Source organism: Phormidium sp. FACHB-592 (assembly GCF_014695795.1).
GTDB lineage: Bacteria > Cyanobacteriota > Cyanobacteriia > Leptolyngbyales > Leptolyngbyaceae > Stenomitos.
The window spans coordinates 495,628-514,548 of sequence record NZ_JACJOZ010000103.1; the positions used below are offsets into that span (position 1 = coordinate 495,628).

Below are 18,921 nucleotides of genomic sequence, written 5' to 3' on the forward strand. Positions count from 1 at the left end.
CGCAGAGACGCAGCTTTTTGAGGTCTTCAGCGTCTCTGCGGTTATTGCCTTTGTCTAGGCTGATTGTCGCTAGACCGAGACGATGTACGGCGAATTGATCGCAGTTGATCGCCCTGCCTGGACCAGTCCCTGGTAGACGATCGCGGCAACCTCTGCGCGTGTTGCCTCGCGGGTCGCATTCAACTGCCGCACGTTAGGAAAATTCACGACGATTTTTGCCTTCGTTGCAGTTGCTACTTGAACTTGGGCATTTTGGGGCACGGTAGCACGATCGTCGTAGGCATTTAGTAGGCTGAGATCACCAGCAGGCAACCCCAAACCGCTTACTAGCGAGAGCCAAACCTGAAGCCGCAGCACATTTTGACCCGGCTGAAATGTCCCATCGGGAAAGCCAGAGATAAAGCCACCTCGATATGCCTGGTCGATCGCAGGCTTTGCCCAAAAGTTAGCCGGAAGATCCGCAAAATTGGATGCAGGGCGCTTGGGCGGTGGGTTGAAGGCTTTGGCAATAATGGCGGCATACTGTGCCCGGTTCATGGTGAGATCCGGCTTAAAGCTACCGTCTTCAAAGCCGCTGATGAGGTTTTGGTTTGCCAGCCCGGTGATGAAAGCAGCAGCCCAATGTCCTTGAATATCCGTAAAGACAGACGGCGTTACATCGGGTACAACAATGAACGGAGAGGCGATCGCCGGCACGCGATTCAACGCTACAAGCGTTTGGTAAATAATCGCGACGACCTCCGCACGGGTACTATCCCGCATGGGTTCTAGTTGACGGACGTTGGGATGGTTAACAATAATGCGGCGCTGCGTGGCGGTTGCTACCGTTTCAGTGGCGTAGCTGGGGATCTGAGCACGATCGCTGTAGACCCCTAACACATCCAACACGCCACCTGTCAGCCCAACGCCACCAATTAAGGAGACAATCAACTGCGCGCGCGTCAAGTTCTGATTAGGACGAAACGTATTGTCAGGAAACCCGGCAATAAAGCCCATCTGATTCGCTTTGGCAATGACTGCTGCTGCCCAAAAGTTTTGCGGTACGTCACTAAAACTCTTAGCAGGCTGTTTGGCAGGCAAATCAAAGGTTTTAGCTAGCACTGCTGCATACTGAGCGCGAGTAATGGGTGCCTCTGGCTTAAAGGTGCCATCGGGAAAACCACTGATAAAGCCTCGGCTGACCAAACCTTGAATAAAGCTCTCTGCCCAATGCCCGCGTGTGTCAGTGAAGCCCGCTGGGGTGGTTGGTGGTTGTGTGGGCGCAGGCGTGGGCGCAGGCGTAGGCGCAGGGGTAGACGTGGGCGCAGGCGTAGCTGTGGGCGCGGGCGTAGGAGCAGGCGTAGGTGCAGGAGCAGGGATCTCGTTGCCAACAAGGTCGATCGCCCCTTGCACTTTAGTCGGATCAATCTGATTGCCTACCGAGATCAGCGTCAGTCTCGTGCCGTTTTGAATATCGAACTGCCCATTTTGCCGAAAAATATTGCCGCCTGGAGCCTGACTGTTACCCAAATCGGGTAAGGCTGTTTCTGTTACGACCAAGCCAGTTTCGGTGTTGTTCTGGATCACATTGCCACGCAGTACAGCTTTTGATTGCTTGTTGATCACAATACCGGCGCGGTTCTCAGAGATCTGATTTTCTGCCAGCAGCGGCGCAGCACTATCCCCAACAGCAATCCCAAACCCGGTCTGACGACACACATTCTGCCGCCACTCGCCTTTAGAGTTGCGAGTAATGGAAAAGCCGCTGGCAGCATTTTGGATCGCAACGTTGCCGATTACGAGAGGGCTAGCGGTGCCTGTGGCAAACACGCCCTCTCGCTTGCAGTTGGTGAAGGTATTGTTGGCGATCGTGGGATTGCTGGACTCAACCCATACCCCTGTCCCACGAATCTCTGAATTAGTGACGGTTACGCCCTTTAGTTGGGCATTGTTTGCCAGTTGAAAGGTGACATTCTGATTCGCAAAGGTAGGGCTGGGAAAGATGCCACTACCAGACACCAAAATACCGCTGCCCTTGTTGGCTTCATTACCCACCACCGTTACGCCAGCAGGAACTTTGATGGGAAAGGTCTCACCAGTAGCAGCGCTGTAAGTGCCTGCAGCAAGTTGAATTGCCGTACCCGCTGGAGCGCCCTGAAGCGCACGAGTGATCGTTTTAAAGGGAGCCGCTTGGGTTCCATTGCTGCCGTCATTGCCGGTCGTTGCGTTGACAAACCGTGTGATCGATGGAGTCGCTTGCACCATAATGTTTCCTTGTTCTCGCCTCTTTCTCAAACGATTATTGCCTTCAATTAAAGATTCGGCGATGCCGCGTTGCATTCGTTGATATTTAACCTCCTTTGTACAGGGCGGTAGTTGAGAGGATGAGGGCTGATCAGCAGCGATCGCTCCTACAATAAGCGAAAGGGTTAAGCGTGACGATCGTCCCTTTGTTTAGCAAGCTGGGGACTCGCAAAAAGCGTTTGGTGACGCCTTGCTGACTATGCTTGGCGAACTGTGCCAGCAGAGAGTCACGCGCTGCAAAGGAAAACGCACACCAAAGGGACGTTCAGTTATGTGGGCAGTCGTCGTTATCAGCAATCTTGTGCTTGGGCTGCTCTGCCTGCTGGTGGCATGGCAACTGTGGCACTTTAAACGGCGGTTAGCAAGGGCAGCAGACACCCTTCTAGCGTTTGAGCGATCGGTGCAGCATGTACTTGAACGTGCCCCAGACGCTATTTACAGGAAAGATGGTGGTATCCAGCAGTTGCGAGCAACTTATCAGGGGTTGGAACCACAGTGGCAGCGTGCCCAAAAAGCGCTGGCACTACTTAGCTTGGGACAATCGCTGTGGCAACGTCGCTTGATGTTTCTCGCACCACGCTCACGATCGACCCGCCAAGCCGCACGTCGATCGCTTTAGAGTGTGGCGCGTTGTAAGGAGGCAAGCATTTGGCAAGTGTCTGCTAGCGCTCCGCTGACAGTCCTCATGCACAGACGACAAATGATTGAGGTATTGTTGGGGTAGATTAGAGGGGACAAGCCAAGCTGGTGTCATTGCTACTGTGTTTGTTTAACCTATTGGTCATCAATCTGTTGGTTATTTATGGCTCACCGTTACAGTCAGCGGCGGCTGTAGACTAAACACGTTGCTAACAGTCGTACTGTCCAAACGAGCGGTTTAGCAAGTAGTAGCAATGGGCTATCGTCGCAAATTATAAAGAAAGGGGAAAAGCAAACGATGTCAAACAATCGCTCTGGCGCGTTTTTAGGAGGATTGCTGGTTGGGACTGCGATCGGCACCTTAACGGGCATTTTATTAGCCCCTCGTGCAGGGCGTGAGACTCGTCAGTTTTTGAAAAAATCAGCCGATGCCCTCCCCGAACTGGCAGAAGATCTGTCGAGCAGCGTGCAGCTACAAGCGGATCGCCTGTCTGAATCAGCACTCCGAAATTGGGATGGTACGTTAGTGCGGCTGCGAGAGTCGATCGCCGCAGGGCTAGAAGCGTCTCAGCAAGAGCAGCAGATGCTAGAGACGGTTGACTTCAGGCGATCGCCTGACATTGAACCGCCTGTTCACGATAATTTGCGCTAGGCGAACCTGTGACTGATCCCTTGTTCTGGCTAGTACTGTCTCTGTTGTTTGTCACGGTCAGCCTGACGATCGTGCTTGTAGTAGCTATTCCAGCGCTGAGAGAGCTTGCACGTGCCTCCCGCAGTGCCGAAAAGCTGTTTGATACCCTGCGACGCGAATTTCCACCCACTCTACAGGCAATTCGCCTCACTGGTTTAGAGATCAGCGACCTGACAGAGGATGTCAGCGAAGGGGTGCAGAGTGCTGGTCAGGTAGTAAAACAAGTAGACCAGAGCTTAAGCGACGTGCGCCAACAAACACAGCGTATCCAGTCCAGCACCCGCAGTGTCGTTGTTGGCATTAAAGCTGCCTGGAGAACGTTTACACGATCGCCCAAACCATCCACATCTCGTCGTCCCGTTGATCGACTGCCATCCCCCCGTAGTGAAACTGACTTTAGCCCAGCTCTGCGAGAAAGCGAACGAATCAGCCAACCCTTACCGGACGGACGCATGAGTGAAAAGAGGGCAGAACCCTTAACAAGAGTCGAGCGATCGCGATCGTCCAACCCCAACCCACCCGCTATTTGGAACACACCCAACCAACTCGATCGCCCCCTGGCAGAACACCAGAGCTTAGATCCAGACGAGCATCCTGAGACCCAATTGCCTCCTGACCAGCCATAGCAGCAAGAAATCAAGCAAACCCTTTTTCCTAGCCTCCACTAAGTCGCTAGGATGGAAGCACGCTACCAGCCGTACTCAACTGCTTGTTGTCACCTATGTCTGAGCCAGCTCCAGCGCTAGGCGCGCCTCAAAGCCCTCATCCGTCAAGCTTCAGCCAATTTAGTCAGGAGCTTGATGAAGCCATTCTGGGCTTTGAAGACATTCAAGCAGAATTAAACTATAAACAAGCTCAAAAGGCACTTCACGATCTGGTCGAGAATCTGGACTTGACCCCCCAAGAGCGGCGTGGGCTAGAGCCAGAAATTGGTGGACTCGAATCGCTGCTAGACAAGCTCGATCGTCAGGTCGTTCATATTGCTGTCTTTGGCATGGTCGGTCGTGGTAAATCATCCTTGCTGAATGCCTTACTGGGCGATCGGGTCTTTGAAACGGGACCCATTCATGGCGTCACCCGCGACTCTCAAACCGCAAGCTGGAACATCAAGCGCGAAGCCATTGCTGGCAGTAACCGCCCCATTCTGCGCGTTGCCCTACCCAGCGTTGGTGACTCTCACATTGAACTCATTGACACTCCCGGCATTGATGAAGTCAATGGCGAAGCGCGAGAAGCCCTGGCGCGGCAGGTTGCAAAGCAAGCAGACTTGATCCTGTTTCTGATTGCAGGCGACATGACGAAGGTGGAATACCAGGCATTGTCGGAATTGCGTGATGCCAGCAAGCCCATCCTCCTGGTATTCAACAAAATTGACCAATATCCCGATGCCGATCGCCTTGCCATCTACCACAAAATTCGAGACGAGCGCGTGCGCGAACTGCTCTCCCCCGATGAAATTGTGATGGCAGCCGCATCGCCGCTACAGGCAAAGGCTGTTCGTCGTCCCGATGGTCGCGTCGCCGCACAACTCACTACAGGCGAACCTCAAATCGACGAACTCAAGCTAAAAATCCTCGAAATTCTCTATCGCGAAGGCAAAGCACTCGTTGCCCTTAACACAATGCTGTTTGCCGACGATGTGAACGAGCGCCTGGTCGATCGCAAAATGGTCATCCGTAATCAGAGTGCCGATCGCGTGATCTGGAATGGTGTGATTACGAAATCAGTGGCGATCGCCCTCAATCCCATTACCGTCGTTGACATCCTCAGCAGCGCCGTGATCGATGTCGCGATGATCCTTTCCCTCTCCAAGCTGTATGGCATTAGCATGACCCAACACGGTGCCATCAGCCTGCTGCAAAAAATTGCCCTAGCAATGGGTGGTGTAACAGCCGGTGAACTGCTGGCAACACTGGGACTCGGCTCCCTAAAAAGCCTGCTCGGTTTAGCGGCACCTGCAACAGGTGGTGTATCACTCGGAGCTTATATGTCGATCGCCCTTACCCAGGCGGGCGTTGCAGGTGTCTCAACGTATGCGATCGGGCAAGTCACTAAAGCCTACCTCGCCAACGGTGCCTCCTGGGGAAACGATGGACCGAAAGCCGTCGTTACCCGCATTCTTGCCTCCCTCGACGAAACCTCCATCCTCAACCGCATCAAAGACGAACTCCGTGCCAAACTCGATTTGAATCGACGTAAAGCTAATCCACACCCTGTGGCAAAGGAACTGTAGCTATTGTCTGCTCTATGTTGGGCTTCACAAGTCAACGTGATAAGCAGTAATCGCAATCGTCCCATCAGGACTTTCAGCAGGAAAAGTTGACCAGATTCTGAATCTACACCTCTTTCTTGTGCGCCACCTCGATCACCGTATGCACATTCCCACGTGGCAAGAAATCGCCTTTAATTTTGACCTCTAGGGGATCGCAGGCGGCAACGAAGTCATCCAGAATTTGGTTGACCGATTCTTCGTGAGAGATATAGCGATCGCGGTAGCTATTGATGTAGAGCTTGATTGCCTTCAGTTCCACAACCCGCTGGTTCGGCACGTAACTGAGGTAAATCGTTGCAAAGTCTGGATAGCCAGAAAAGGGGCACTTGCAGGTAAATTCTGGCAGCGTGATATGGATATCATATCGTCGCCCGATCCTGGGATTGGGAAAGGTAATAAGCTTGCCTTCGGTAATCAAACGTTCGCCGTACTTCGGTTCGTCGGCTTGGGTCTGAACATTCAATTCGGCAGTAGAAAACGGTTGTGTTTCGGGGTGGCTCATGGTCGTGCGTAAAAATGTTTCTAGCTTTTTGAGAATTTCTTGGTAAAATCCGCTTCGATTACCCTAATTGCGGCTATTGTGAGCGTAGCTTATCGACTCTCGCGTTCAGACATAGACCTATGACCTCTAGAATAAACGCCAAGCAGCCTCTGCGAAAGGCTCAAACTGCTAGTTCTCCAAAAACTCCAGCCAATCCCCATTCACCATCGGTGCCCATTTCGCTCTATCGAGAAGTTGCGACCGAACTGAAAGCGACCCAGGTAAAAATGGAGTCGCTAACCCAGCAAAACCAGCAGTTGACGCACCAAAATCAGCAGTTGCGTCTAGAGATCGAGCGGGTTGTGCAGTCTGCACTTCAGCTTCGCCAAGTGGCAGATGCTCATCTGCCAACGCCGACGCTACCGGCATCCCCGTCTTCGCTGCAAGGGCTAGAACTACACTTTCAAAACCCGCCTGCTGCACCGCCTCATGGTACCGATGCGATCGCGTCCGATCAAATAGATCCCAGATCGGCGGCACCTAAGTCTCTGTTTACAGAACAAGAAGCAAAACCGCGTCATGGGTCTAAAACAGAGCGAAACGCCGAAAAAATGGGTGGTTGGTGGCTGGCGATCGTCATCTGCTTTATTGTTGTGACAGCATTTGGCACCGGCTTTCTAATTGTGCGTCCGTTACTGCCATCACGCTAACGGTTAGCGGCACAAGGCAGAGCGCTGAGATAGCAAGAGCTGATTGATCACGCTCTTGCCAACAAGCTTTGCTTGTGCTGGTCAGGAATTGTATCTCAGTTTACAAAACACACGCTTTTGACGGTGATAGAAAGTGTTTTGCTAGAGAAGACCGAGTAGCTAAAAACAAGGAGTTGGGGAGTTGAAAAAAGTTGAAGCGATTATTCGCCCATTTAAACTTGATGAAGTTAAAATTGCGCTAGTCAATGCGGGCATCGTCGGCATGACCGTTTCTGAAGTCAGGGGTTTTGGGCGGCAGAAAGGGCAAACTGAACGTTACCGAGGCTCTGAGTACACTGTTGAGTTTTTGCAAAAGCTCAAGGTTGAGATTGTCGTTGAAGACGATCAAGTCGATATGGTGGTAGAGAAGATCATTGTTGCTGCCCGCACTGGCGAAATTGGTGACGGTAAAATCTTTATTACTCCAGTGGATCAAATCATCCGCATTCGCACTGGAGAGAAGAATATAGAAGCGATTTAGTTTAACGGTCACGCCTTGCATCTGCTTGGCGATCGACGATGTGGGTCTGCTTTTAAGTGGCTCCACTCGCTTTAGAAAGAGGCGCTCCTGCTTAGCAGTGAGCGCCTCTTTCTTTAAGCAGCTTATTAATATGGCTGCTTCTCCATAACTGCTGTTTCTCAATAGTTGCAAGGCGTTCTCTCAACTCCACTCTTCTGCCTCCTGTGCCTCTGCTTGCACGAGAGCTTGCCTGAGAGCTTGCCAGTCCATCTGCGTAGCTGGAATGTCTTGCAGCAACCGCCCTTGCTCAAGGTAAAGGACACGATTGCAACCTTGCTCTGCCAGCTCCAGTTGATGGTTCACCATCAAGACCGTCATGCCGTTTACTTGCGTGGTGTCCCTGAGTACATTCAAAAGCAACTCGCTCCGACCAACATCTAACGCAGACATAGGTTCATCGAGCAGCAGCACGCTAGGTTCTGTCACCAGCGCACGGGTGATTGCCACCAGCTGGCGTTGACCCACCGAAAGCTGTAGCTCTGTACGAGACAGCCACTCTGAGGGAATGTGCAGGCGATCGCTCCATTTTTGCACCCGCTCTCGAATCGCCTGTTTCGGCAGTTGACGGAGCACGAGCGGATATTCCAAGGCTTGCTGCACCGTCATACCCAGGAGCTTTGATTCTTGTAGTACCAGCACAATCTGCTGTCGTAAGGTCAGCGTTGGTATTTGAGTCAGCGCCTTCTGGTTGAAGAGAATCACACCACTCGTTGGCTCACTCAATCGATTTAACAACCGTAGCAACGATGTTTTGCCTGAGCCTGAAGCCCCAACGATCGCAATGCGATCGCCCTGAACTGTTTCAAACGAGATGTCCTTCAGCAAATAATGAGTCTCAGCAAACACTGTGGAGCGCTGTCGATGTTTGGCAGACGCAATAATTCCAGACGCAAGGCTCACCTGCTTCACGTCAAGCTGGTTAGTACGGGCAGTGTGCATTAGTTACCGCTCTCGAAGGCTCTTGCCCAGTTTATCGTCAGCGTGAGAAACAGCGCTAATCGCACTCATCAATGCTTATACCGTCTGGCTTAAAGCGGTCACGATCGTCCAAGCATCGATCGCTAGCAACAGCACCGTACAGCCAAGCAGAATGAAGTACATCCAGGGTTGCGCGAGTGGACGCACATCAGCCGTGTCAATGTTCGTTTCCGCTTGCACTCGCTGTACCATACGGTTGAAACCAGCAACCCGCATCGGTAAAAGATATGCCTTTCCCGACTTACTTAGGAGATAGTAAACTAGTCCGCCCTGCCCAGTAGAACGGGGCTTCAATGCCGTCACGTCTGCCCACGGTAACGACCACCCTCGACGAAAGAAACGCGGCACCCAAGCAGCATAGGTTACTTGAATGCCGTCGCTATCAAGTACAACCCGTTCACTTAACGCGGCATACAGCAAGATGCCACCCAAGCCAATGCTTACCCATAAAAGTGGGGATGGTACTACGGCTACCGTCATGTCTGCTAGAAACGGCAACGGTAGCGTTAAAGACACGTACAAGAGCAACAGCGTCAGCCGAATCAGTGGCGAAAGCTTGAAAAGTGAAGCCGCTGGATCAACGTTTGCACTCTGCAAAACACCGTCTTCCGATGCTTCAGAATAGCTGCCTGCCACAAGCTGAGATGCTCGATCGTTTTCCACAGTTGCCTCGCCTTCACCTTTTCTCTAATCTATAGCCTTTTTTGTCTGCGTACCATTTCTTGAAACACCTGTCTGAGCACCAAGTACACGTAGCCCTTCTAGCACTCTACGCTCGCAGCAGCGTACTGAGCTTTCAAGCTTAGAATGACTGATAGCGGAAGCAGCTTGTTAAGTGTGCTAAACACAAGCATATCTCAGTACAGCAGGTATGAAAAAATGCCAAATTAGCAGCAACAAATTAGCACTTTGAGCTTATGCCAAACAGCAAAAGCAGTGCAGAACAAATTATTTCACGATTGATTCTCGGTATATTTTCTAAGTTTTCTACCAAGCAAAGGTATTCAACAAGGGTTTGTATACTTAAAGTTCAAACAGCAACTTTATACCTGCTCAGAAGTAAACATTAAGCTCATTCTTAAAGATTAATGTTTACTTCAAAGGTAAGAATTAATTCTTCATCCGTTTATCTTCACGGCTCTGAAGCGACTGACACGTAGCCACTCAATGTATCCTTTGATCACAATGCAAGCCTCGCTATTACTGAAGCACTAACCAACGCTGCTAGAAAAAAACTGCGATGCAGCTTCTGACATAGCACTCTTCAACTCTCTAACCACCTTCTAAAGGATCTTTATAGCAGCCTCAGGTCAATTGCTTTGATAGCAAGATTAGTTCCAAGAAGGTTTACTTTAAAGGTCTGCTAATTGCAATTATGAAGAGTTTGCAAAGCAGGTTTAAAGTTAGGAATAACCCCAAGAACAAGCAACTTCAAGTTCAGCTATTTAGCGGATTTGAGTTATTTTGTGGGGATGTTAGCTTTGCAATGTAGTGAAAGGTTTCTACTGGAAGTAGTTGCTCAAACCACTCAAAATGTCCAACGAAAGGTTGGTCGTGTGTAACCTGAATTTTCTTTGCAGTGCTAGCGAGTCACCTCAACAATGAACCATGATTTAGAGTGTCAGCCGCCCACCGTTCCTGAGGTAGGTGTTTACGAATGCGAAATCCATCTCAAATTTAGGCTAATTGAGGAGAAGGATGCATTGAACGATCGCGATCGTCTTCTAGAACTGCTCATTGATGCTTTTACTTGCGGTACAGATGAGTATCTAGAGCCAATTCAAATTGAGGTTGCCGCTAACGAGCTGTCTGAGACTGAAGCCTCACCCCAAATGCGGCGGCGGTTGATTCGTCTACGCAACTCTAAAGATCTTGCTTAATCCGCATAACCCCGCATTAGGTAAGGAACGCCGCCACGCATCACACAAAGTCCTTATGGTCTGGTTATAACGTGTGAGTCTAGGTTGACAAACGCAGCAGTGTTCGTTATTCTTATAAAGGTCTGGTCAATACGCCCCCATCGTCTAGAGGCCTAGGACACCTCCCTTTCACGGAGGCGACGGGGATTCGAATTCCCCTGGGGGTATCGGAAAGACTAAAAAAAGGGAGAGCTATTAAGCTCTCCCTTTTTTATTTAAAGATCTACGTTCAGCAGAAGGCATTTTAGGGGTATACGACAGTTCTTACTTAGACAGCAGTACGTCTACGATTCAGTGTCTTAACGTTAGAAGCTGCATTACACCTATCCAGGGTGGTCCAACCGTTAGCAGTCAAATAGATCGAGCGGCAAATGTCCAAAGGTTTCATTCACGCCGCCATCATAGGCAGACTGGCAAGAAATAAGTACACCGCGATGGGTGCCGTTATAGGGAGCAACATGACACCCATTGCGGTTAGGGTTGAATTTGACATAGACGGCACCATCTAGGGTAGGCACTTCAGGCATTGCCTCGTAGCCCAACGCTATCTGATAGCGTTTTAGGGCGATCACTGCCTGAGCGATCGTCTCAGCACAGATGCCTAGTATCTGATAGTCAGAATGGGCTGCGACGAGCAAAAGTGCCTGCCGGACCAGAGGTGCTTGAGGCATAACGGCAGGCGATCGATCATTACAAACAAACTGGTTAAGGATACCTTGAGCTGCATCCAGAGTGAGATTTTCAGAGTCAAGCGCTGGCATAGATTAAAATGGCTTTCACTTTGTGCGTCTCATACATTACAGCAAAAGTTTTAGCTGATGTGATTGATTAGTCAATGCATACATTCTTCATCCTTTTATGCGGTCGCCTGCTCTCCCGGTTCCTAATGTACATACTTTTCAGGAGGCTTCAAACCTAGCCGTGTGCCTAGAACGCGAGCAAGCATAAGTGTGAAAGAACACACTGTTATCGTCAGCAGAGACATGGTCAGCAGAGAAACACGGCTGGCAAAGAATGCGTTTTGCTGTAGGCTAGAGCTAGAGTTTATTGAATAAGTTTCTCAATAAATTGTTGAGCTTCATTATGAAAACATCATGAGTAAACCAGCGCAACCAGTAGCGGTATGGCATCTTGAAGGGCGATTTCTGAGCTTGCTCGTTAAAGATGGTAAGCCTAAGTACATGCGGTTAATGACGGCTGATGGCGAGTACTGCATCAAGCTAGCAAAAGAATTACGTGCTTCAGTGAGTGCAACCCTAGTCCCTGGAGCCTGGATTCAAGTTTGGGGTGAAAAGAAAAGCGGCTATAAAGGCTATAAAACTGATGCTACAAAGCTGAAAGCCTTTAGAATTAGCACTGTCGCTCCTGGGCAAGCCGAACCACCACTGCCCGTGAAAGCAGAGCGTCCAGCCAGCGCTACCATTTTGGTCTGCCAAAAGTCTGATTGTTTAAAGCGAGGCGGTAAAGCGGTTTGTCATGCGTTGGAAGCAGCTCTGAGGGATCGCAACCTTACTGATCAGGTAACGCTTCGGGGGACAGGCTGCATGAAACAGTGTAAAGCAGGACCGCATGTTGTCTTTATGCCTGAGAAAACCCGCTATAGTCGTGTTGCTGCCCGGGACGTTGCCGCCCTCGTTGACGAACAATTTCCGCGTGACCCGCAAAATTAACTTATGCAAAGGCATAGCGTAATCGCCTCGTCTCGGCAAAAACGCGATCGAAAATACCCTCTTACCCTTTTGCAGACATACTCTTAATGTCGGTTGCTTAACGTGAGGTAGGCTCAACGTCAAAGGGGAAGAGGGCATTCAGAACAAATCGTGCACCGTTGTTCGTAGCTGCGATCGCTAGACCTTGGGTGCGCTTCTGCCTAAAACCTGATCTCTTAAGGAGCCAAAGCTTTGGGCTAGCTCTTCTCGGTTAGAGGCTCGCCATAAGTAACGATAGATAAACCAGGCAGTGTAGGCAAAGCCGATTAGCTCAAACGTTGGTGCTAGCAAAGGAATGTCGTTAATGGCATCCAGAAGCGCAAGGGTCAGCTTAACAGACACAATCGAGCCAAAAATAAGACCCAGCGTTATAAGAGGGCGCTTGTACTCGCCAAAAAAGTCTGACAAATAGTCAGGCAAGCCGGACAGAAACTTATAAATACGATCGCCGACTTGCTTCAGTTGTTGGCTCGTCTCGGATTCAGTGGCAGGTGGCAGCAACAGAGGCTCATCCGTTGGCATGCCTAGATCAGGAGCAAAACCAGAAGGGCTTGTATCGGGAAACTCAGATTCTTGAACGTCAGAACTCATACTCATAACCTGGAATTAACAACCTGGGCAAGGCTGGAGAGATTTCAAGCACTCTCAGCCATAACGGGACTGATTTGACAGCTTTTTTAACACTAACAACCTTAGAATCAGGTTTTATCATTAGTAAGACAGATTAAGCAAGAGTGCGTTGCTTCCACCAGCACTACTGGCAGAACATCTGTTCAATTACCTTTTAAGGTTAAAACGATCTGACTGCTAAAGCGTTTAGCTGTGAAGATCTCAGCTATAAGCGCCTGAATTATACCGCTCAATCGCCATTTTGCCTACAAAGGTTTGTCTTGCGCTGCTGCAATGCATAGACCACTGGTACAGAGACACCTACTGCCTGGGTTGCTTTTCTTTACACTTAGGGAACGTTAAAAAAGAACGCTAAAGCTGTCGCTGGTAGTATTGTTGCCGTAGTAAGCTGTCGCCAGATTATTGCATAGAAGGCTCACTTTAGATGTTATCGAGCCTCAACAGTAAAGCTGGCACTCTTACATATCGATTTCTAGAGTCACATCGTCTTCTAGAGCAGGCGCAAAGCTGTTTAGACCAGTGGGGGCGATCGCCCCAGTGCCTCACCGCGATCGCAGCACCGTTCTTGTCCAAAGAGAGCAAGGAAAATGACCCAGATTCTGGTGATTGAAGATGATGCACTTGTCTGCACTTTAATGCTCAAGCTACTGAAAGCAGAAGCCTTTGAGATACTCATTGCGAATGATGGTGCCACAGGCGTTCAGCTTGCACAGATGTATGAACCAGATTTAATCATCTGTGATGTGATGATGCCTGAGTTTGACGGTTACGAAGTCTTGCGGCAACTGCGGGATCAACCAGCAACAGCAACGATCCCGTTTATTTTCTTGAGCGCCAAAGCCGATCGTACTGATCTACGCCAGGGTATGGAACTGGGTGCTGATGATTATTTGACTAAGCCCTTCAAGCGGGCAGAGTTGCTGGGTGCCATTGCCGCCCGGTTGGAGAAACGCGATACCCTGACGCAGCCCTACATTCGTGAAATGAAGCGGGCAGCCAGTATGTTAGGGCAGATGGCGTATGTTGATCCCCTGACAAATCTGCCCAATCGCATTTCCTTTCATAACCAATGCCAGAACGCCATTCAACAGGCACAGGAAGCAGGTTATAGTGTCGCCGTTATGCACCTTAATCTAAAAGATTTTGGTGCAGTTAACACGGCGTTGGGGTACTTCAACGGCGATCGCCTGTTACAAAAAGTTGCCACACGACTCAAGCGGGCTGTAGGCGAAAGTGATGCGGTCGCACGGCTTGTTGCGAATGAATTTGGCGTGTTGCTCAATCAGGTTAGCGACGAAGTTGGTAATGAACGGACGATCGACAACCTTGTGCAGAACCTTTTGGCAAGCCTTACAGAACCCTACGAGCTGGATGAGCAGAGTGTGCAGATCCAGGTAAGGATGGGCATTGCTTTTTACCCAGAGCATGGCAGCAGCCCTGACCAACTCTTTGACCATGCTGAAATTGCCTTACGCTACGCCAAAGCGCAGAACAATCAGTACCAGCTTTACTCACCCGAACTAGCTGTGCTAGAGGCTGAGAAACAGCTCATGCAGAGCCAACTGGCACTTGCGCTTGAGCGGCAGGAATTTCAGGTTTACTATCAGCCACAGGTTAACTTGATCACAGGGCGGATTATTGGCGCTGAGGCACTGTTACGCTGGAACCATCCAACGCATGGGCTAATCAATCCAGACGTTTTTCTTGCTAATGCCGAAGATCCTGCCACAGAGCTGGCGATCGGACGTTGGGCGTTAGAAACTGCTTGCCGTCAGGCAACGGTATGGCAGTCAGCAATGGCTCTACCGCTGCGGCTGGCAATAAACGTTTCAACGCACCAGTTCCAGCAAGAAAATTTGGTCACGACTGTGACAAACACGTTGCAGCAGACCGGGCTTTCTGCCGATGTACTGGTGTTGGAACTGACCGAAGCCTGCGCCATGTCTGCGGTCGAACTGACTGTTTTGAAACTTAAGGAACTCAAGGCGATCGGGGTGCAAATTGCCCTTGATGATTTTGGCACCGGCTTTTCGTCGCTAAACTATCTCAAGCGCTTTCCCCTCGACAGCCTGAAAATTGACAAGTCCTTCATTCAAAACATGATGACGGATACTGATGATGCCGCGATCGCCAAAATGATTATTGCAGTCGGGCAAAGCCTTCAGCTTAAGGTCATTGCGGAGGGCGTCGAAACAGTCGCACAGTTTAACTTTTTGCGCCAAAGTGGTTGTCATGCTATGCAGGGTAGTTTGTTCAGCACTCCATTGTCGGGAACTGAACTCCAAGAACTGTTAGCGGCTGACAAGCGCTTCGATCCAGGTGCTGCAAAGGACTAGCGTTCTGTACGAACGACTACGGCGCTTTTCAATATAGAAAGTCACTTAGCCGTTTTCACGCAGTTCGATGGCGTTGAGCAGTTCATCTCTAACGGTATTTAATCGAAACCATGGCAACTTTTTTCCAGCTTGTGTCGCTGCTCAATCCACTGCGGCACGACATCACGATCGTGCAAGGCACTTTGCTGAAAGGGGTTGGTTTAGAAGCGCTGTGGATGCACGCTTTGGTGCTGGCAGTGATTGCGATCGTTCTGCTAACCCTTAGCGTCAACCAGTTTCGCAGCCAACTCAGCTGGAGGATCGGCAAATGAATGCTTAGATAACTAAGCTCACCTGAGAACCTTGTTCAGTTTTGAAGACTTCAATGCGTGATTGAAACGCCTCTTTAAAGTGAGGGACGTGGGTGACAGTGAGAATGCAGGCAAAGTCGGGGGCGATCGCGTTAATGGCGGCAATGAGGCGATCGCAACCTTCTGCATCCTGCGTGCCAAAGCCTTCGTCAACAATGAGCATTTGCAGCGCGGTGCCCGATCGGTGTGCCAGCAGCCGCGCTAACGCCAGCCGAATCGCAAAGTTAACCCGAAATGCCTCTCCGCCGGAATAGGTTTCATAGGGGCGGGTGCCATGAGCATCGGCAATCAAAATATCTAGCGTCTCAATCAGTTTTGATTGTTGCAGGGTGTTGCGGGCTTTGCTGGCTTTTGCCTGACGCGCCTGGTCACGACGGTTTGAGCGCTGGGTAACAAATTGAATATGTAGCTGGTTAGCGCTGAGGCGGCTAAGGATTTGATTGGTTTCGGCTTCTAGTTGCGGCAGCGCATTTTCGATCATCAACGCCTGAATGCCGTTTTTACCAAAGGCTTGGGCTAATTCTTGATAGATGCGCTGCTGTCGCTGAACGGCTTGTAGTTGAGTGTTGAGCGCTGAGTATTGAGTATTCAGTGTTTCAAGCTGCTGCTGTTGCTGCTGTAGGCGACCGAGGGATGCCAGTTGTTCATCCAGGTGCGATCGTTGCTGCTGCATCCGTGCTTCCAGGGTTTGCATTTGTGCCTGGCAGTCTGGGGTGCGCTCTAGCTGTTGTACCAGTTGCTGCAACTGCATTTGAGCCGCCTGCAAGCCACGCTGGCGATCGTCCAACGCCTGGGCTAATTCGCTGACTCGTTGCTGCATCTGAGGATAGTGCTGGCGGGCACGACCGATTTCTTGATAACGCAATTGCCAATGTTGCGCTTCGCGCAGGGCATGTCGTAGGGCGTTATGTTGCTCCAACTCGTAACCAATCCCAGCGATTTGACGATCCAACAGGGCAAGCTGGGTAGCCGTTTCGGCATTTAACTGCTTCAGGTTGGCTTGCAGTTCCGTGAGTTGAGCGTAAAGGTCGGGTTGCCGTTGCGACAGTTGGTCGTGTCGTCGTTGTGCCTGTTTGATTTCGGCTTGGCGAATTTCTGCCCAACGCCAGCGATCGACCTCGCCCCGCGCGAGTGCATGATCTTTCTCGTCGTAATGTAGCTCCTGCAAACTGCGATCGAGTAAGCGCAGTTCATCATGTAGCTCAGTCGCGTAATTGCCAAGCTGAAGGGATCGCTCCAACTCAGCCGCTTCTGCTACAACCTGCTGCAAGGTTGCCTGCACCGCGATCGTCGTTTGAAGCTGCTCTTGCAGTTGTCCCCGACGTTCCAGCACTGCACTGTATGGCTTTAGTTCGCGCTCCAGAGCACGGTATTCGTCTCGCAAAATTTGAATTTCGCGTTCGGATGCCGATAGCTGCTCCCGAATGACCCACACTTGGTCTAACACGGCTTGCTGCTCAATTTGATGCTTCTCTAACACCAGGTTCCAGTGCTGTTCGTCAAGGGGACGATCGCAAAGAGGGCAGGGAGGATAGGGAGTGGGGAGTAGGGAGTGGGGAGTAGGGAGTGGGGAAGCATTAGGCGTTGTGCCGTGCGCTGCTACGCTAGAAGACTCTGCGGCTTGAGTAAATTCATGTTCCAGCTGTTTACCTTTTGCCTTTTGCCTTTTGCCTTTTGCCTCTCCTCCCTCCTCTCCCCTGTCCTCCGCCACTAACAGTTGCATTTTTTGCTCTAATGCTGCCAGTTGCCCTTCACAGTGCCGTTGCTGTTCTTGAAGCTGCTCCATGAAGCTGCGACGTTCTAAGCCTTTCTCGCGCACTCGTTCTTGATAGGCGCGTCGTGCATCCAGGGCAGCGATGCGATCGCTCACTTCCTGTACGGCTTGTTTAAGCTGGGGTTGGCACGACTGCTGCGCTTGAAGCTGCTGCGCAGAGGCGTGTAGTTCCTCTAAGCGTGTGGTGAGACGAGTACTCAGGCGATCAAGCTGGCTTTGAATGACCTGACGACGCTGTAAAAGGGGAGAAGCCTGCACCTGCCGCTGATCGAGCTGGCTCAAATGGGCACGTGCCTGCTGAAGTTGCTGCACTGCTGCCGCTATGTCTGCCACTTTGGCAAGGGTCTGTTGTAACTCGACATCCTGCTGGGTGAGCGCCTCTAGTTGTGCCTGCACCTGCTGGATCTGACGCTGCTGCTCTGTTAAACGCTCGTTTTGCTGCTGCTGGTATTGCTGACGCTGTGCCTGCGCCTGCTGATGGGCTTTGAACCGAGCCGATACGCTTTCTTCTTGCGCCTGTAAGTTTTGAAACTGACGGTAGCCAGCCACGATCGCAGCTTCTTGCTCCAATAAAGCCCCTAACTCTTGCTGCTGCTGCTGGATTGCCGTTAGTTCTTGCTGCAACCGCTGACAGTCCTGCTCCAGGTGGCGCTGCTGCTGCTGTTGCCAGGTATGCTGCTGCTGCCAGGTCTGGCGTTGCTGCTGCATGGTCCGAAGCATATGTAACTGCTCGCTATCCGCCATCTGTTGCTCGCGCAGCATTGCCAGCGTTGACTCCAGCGCTGCTCGCTCTGCCACAACACGATCGCGTGTCTGTAGCTGTGACTGCATTGCTTCCAGACTGCGTTCTAGTAGCTCAATCTGTCCCTTAAACTGGCGTGATTGATCTTTAGCTTGGTCTGCAACCCGATCGTACTGTTCCAGCTTCAGCAAATCCGCGAGAATTTGCTTGCGTTCGGTGGGTCGCTTCAGCATGAACTCATCTGCCCGACCCTGCCGCAGATACGCTGAATTTACAAACGTCTCATAGTCTAGCTTTAGGTGCTCCAGAATTAACTGCTGCGTTGCGCGAACGCCTTTGGCAGTGAGAGTGCGGAAGCGTAGGGAATGGGGAGTGGGGAGGGGGGAGTGGGGATTAGACAGCCCTACCCTTCTCCCCTGCCCCTCTGCTTCCCATGCTTCCTCTGCACCCGCCGCTGCTGCCCCCTCTACTTCCTCTGCCCTTTGCCTTTTGCCTTCTACTTGCCCGTTGCCTTCCCCCTGCGCTACCTGAAACTCTAGAGACGATGACTGCCCTCGATAACGGCTGCGAAGAATGCGATAGGTGTGCTGGTTGTTGCTGAAGATGAAATCGACTTGCGCCTCTTGAGCGCCAATGTGAATGACATCATCCTCAGAAGCGGCGCGGCTTTGCCCCCAGACTGCCCACGCGATCGCCTCCAGCAACGATGATTTGCCTGCTCCATTGGCACCACAAATACACGCCGTATGCAGACCCCGAAAATCCAGGGTTGCGTAACGGTAGCTGAGAAAATTTTTAAGAACTAGCTTCAGGGGGATCATGCTGCCAATGCCGCAGAGCTACCTTCC

At 51.0% G+C, this 18,921-nt stretch carries 18 protein-coding genes and 1 tRNA gene; 12 read left to right on the plus strand and 7 right to left on the minus strand.

Features of this window, described 5'->3' with window-relative positions:
• Positions 1–69 precede the first annotated feature (69 nt).
• The gene (locus H6F86_RS28965) at positions 70–2,244 is read right to left on the minus strand and encodes an S-layer homology domain-containing protein (RefSeq protein WP_190454185.1); all 2,175 of its coding nucleotides are present in this window, start codon (positions 2,242–2,244) and stop codon (positions 70–72) included.
• A 229-nt stretch (positions 2,245–2,473) separates the two neighbouring features.
• On the opposite strand from H6F86_RS28965, the gene H6F86_RS28970 reads away from it, so the two are divergent.
• From H6F86_RS28970 to H6F86_RS28985, 4 genes are all read left to right on the plus strand, one after another.
• Positions 2,474–2,902 (plus strand): hypothetical protein, encoded by a 429-nt coding sequence (locus H6F86_RS28970; RefSeq protein ID WP_206756121.1) that lies wholly within the window; start codon positions 2,474–2,476, stop codon positions 2,900–2,902.
• A 318-nt stretch (positions 2,903–3,220) separates the two neighbouring features.
• Positions 3,221–3,574 (plus strand): YtxH domain-containing protein, encoded by a 354-nt coding sequence (locus H6F86_RS28975; protein ID WP_190454192.1) that lies wholly within the window; start codon positions 3,221–3,223, stop codon positions 3,572–3,574.
• An 8-nt stretch (positions 3,575–3,582) separates the two neighbouring features.
• A complete protein-coding gene (locus H6F86_RS31805) occupies positions 3,583–4,239 on the plus strand; it encodes a DUF948 domain-containing protein (RefSeq protein WP_199305551.1) in 657 nt (218 codons plus the stop codon).
• 95 nt (positions 4,240–4,334) lie between these two features.
• Positions 4,335–5,846, plus strand: a complete 1,512-nt coding sequence (locus tag H6F86_RS28985) for a GTP-binding protein (protein ID WP_190454195.1) — start codon at positions 4,335–4,337, stop codon at positions 5,844–5,846.
• Between the two features lie 103 nt (positions 5,847–5,949).
• Here the strand turns inward: H6F86_RS28985 and queF are convergent, their stop codons facing one another.
• Positions 5,950–6,387, minus strand: a complete 438-nt coding sequence (gene queF / locus H6F86_RS28990; RefSeq protein ID WP_199322352.1) for a preQ(1) synthase — start codon at positions 6,385–6,387, stop codon at positions 5,950–5,952.
• Between the two features lie 119 nt (positions 6,388–6,506).
• On the opposite strand from queF, the gene H6F86_RS28995 reads away from it, so the two are divergent.
• Together H6F86_RS28995 and H6F86_RS29000 are read left to right on the plus strand one after the other, a co-directional pair.
• Positions 6,507–7,076, plus strand: coding sequence for a hypothetical protein (locus H6F86_RS28995; protein ID WP_190454199.1), 570 nt, complete (start codon positions 6,507–6,509; stop codon positions 7,074–7,076).
• 181 nt (positions 7,077–7,257) lie between these two features.
• Positions 7,258–7,596, plus strand: a complete 339-nt coding sequence (locus tag H6F86_RS29000) for a P-II family nitrogen regulator (protein WP_190454202.1) — start codon at positions 7,258–7,260, stop codon at positions 7,594–7,596.
• Between the two features lie 180 nt (positions 7,597–7,776).
• Here the strand turns inward: H6F86_RS29000 and H6F86_RS29005 are convergent, their stop codons facing one another.
• Positions 7,777–8,574, minus strand: a complete 798-nt coding sequence (locus tag H6F86_RS29005) for an ATP-binding cassette domain-containing protein (protein WP_190454205.1) — start codon at positions 8,572–8,574, stop codon at positions 7,777–7,779.
• 75 nt (positions 8,575–8,649) lie between these two features.
• Positions 8,650–9,210, minus strand: coding sequence for a hypothetical protein (locus H6F86_RS29010; RefSeq protein ID WP_190454452.1), 561 nt, complete (start codon positions 9,208–9,210; stop codon positions 8,650–8,652).
• 1,004 nt (positions 9,211–10,214) lie between these two features.
• Here H6F86_RS29010 and H6F86_RS29015 point away from each other — a divergent pair.
• Complete coding sequence (locus tag H6F86_RS29015) at positions 10,215–10,493, plus strand: Npun_R1517 family heterocyst differentiation transcriptional regulator (RefSeq protein WP_190454208.1); 279 nt, start codon at positions 10,215–10,217, stop codon at positions 10,491–10,493.
• A 133-nt stretch (positions 10,494–10,626) separates the two neighbouring features.
• Positions 10,627–10,699, plus strand: a tRNA-Glu gene (locus H6F86_RS29020).
• A gap of 177 nt (positions 10,700–10,876) precedes the next feature.
• Here the strand turns inward: H6F86_RS29020 and H6F86_RS29025 are convergent.
• Positions 10,877–11,293, minus strand: a complete 417-nt coding sequence (locus H6F86_RS29025) for a DUF1824 family protein (RefSeq protein WP_190454211.1) — start codon at positions 11,291–11,293, stop codon at positions 10,877–10,879.
• Positions 11,294–11,626: 333 nt separating this feature from the next.
• On the opposite strand from H6F86_RS29025, the gene H6F86_RS29030 reads away from it, so the two are divergent.
• Positions 11,627–12,202, plus strand: a complete 576-nt coding sequence (locus tag H6F86_RS29030; protein WP_190454214.1) for a (2Fe-2S) ferredoxin domain-containing protein — start codon at positions 11,627–11,629, stop codon at positions 12,200–12,202.
• Positions 12,203–12,379: 177 nt separating this feature from the next.
• Here H6F86_RS29030 and H6F86_RS29035 read toward each other — a convergent pair whose 3' ends face one another.
• A complete protein-coding gene (locus H6F86_RS29035) occupies positions 12,380–12,832 on the minus strand; it encodes a CAAD domain-containing protein (RefSeq protein WP_190454217.1) in 453 nt (150 codons plus the stop codon).
• A 463-nt stretch (positions 12,833–13,295) separates the two neighbouring features.
• On the opposite strand from H6F86_RS29035, the gene H6F86_RS29040 reads away from it, so the two are divergent.
• The 3 genes from H6F86_RS29040 (at position 13,296) to H6F86_RS29050 (ending at position 15,518) form a co-directional block, all read left to right on the plus strand.
• Entirely contained in the window at positions 13,296–13,481 is a 186-nt protein-coding gene (locus H6F86_RS29040; protein WP_190454221.1) for a hypothetical protein, read from the plus strand.
• The gene (locus H6F86_RS29045) at positions 13,459–15,207 is read left to right on the plus strand and encodes an EAL domain-containing response regulator (protein ID WP_190454224.1); all 1,749 of its coding nucleotides are present in this window, start codon (positions 13,459–13,461) and stop codon (positions 15,205–15,207) included. Before H6F86_RS29040 ends, H6F86_RS29045 begins: the two co-directional genes overlap by 23 nt.
• Positions 15,208–15,317: 110 nt before the next feature.
• On the plus strand, positions 15,318–15,518 hold the full coding sequence (locus H6F86_RS29050) for a hypothetical protein (protein WP_190454227.1): 201 nt from the start codon (positions 15,318–15,320) through the stop codon (positions 15,516–15,518).
• Between the two features lie 4 nt (positions 15,519–15,522).
• Here the strand turns inward: H6F86_RS29050 and H6F86_RS29055 are convergent, their stop codons facing one another.
• Positions 15,523–18,894 carry an SMC family ATPase gene (locus H6F86_RS29055; RefSeq protein ID WP_190454230.1) on the minus strand — a complete coding sequence of 1,124 codons (3,372 nt, stop codon included), beginning with the start codon at positions 18,892–18,894 and terminating at the stop codon, positions 15,523–15,525.
• Positions 18,895–18,921: the final 27 nt, after the last annotated feature.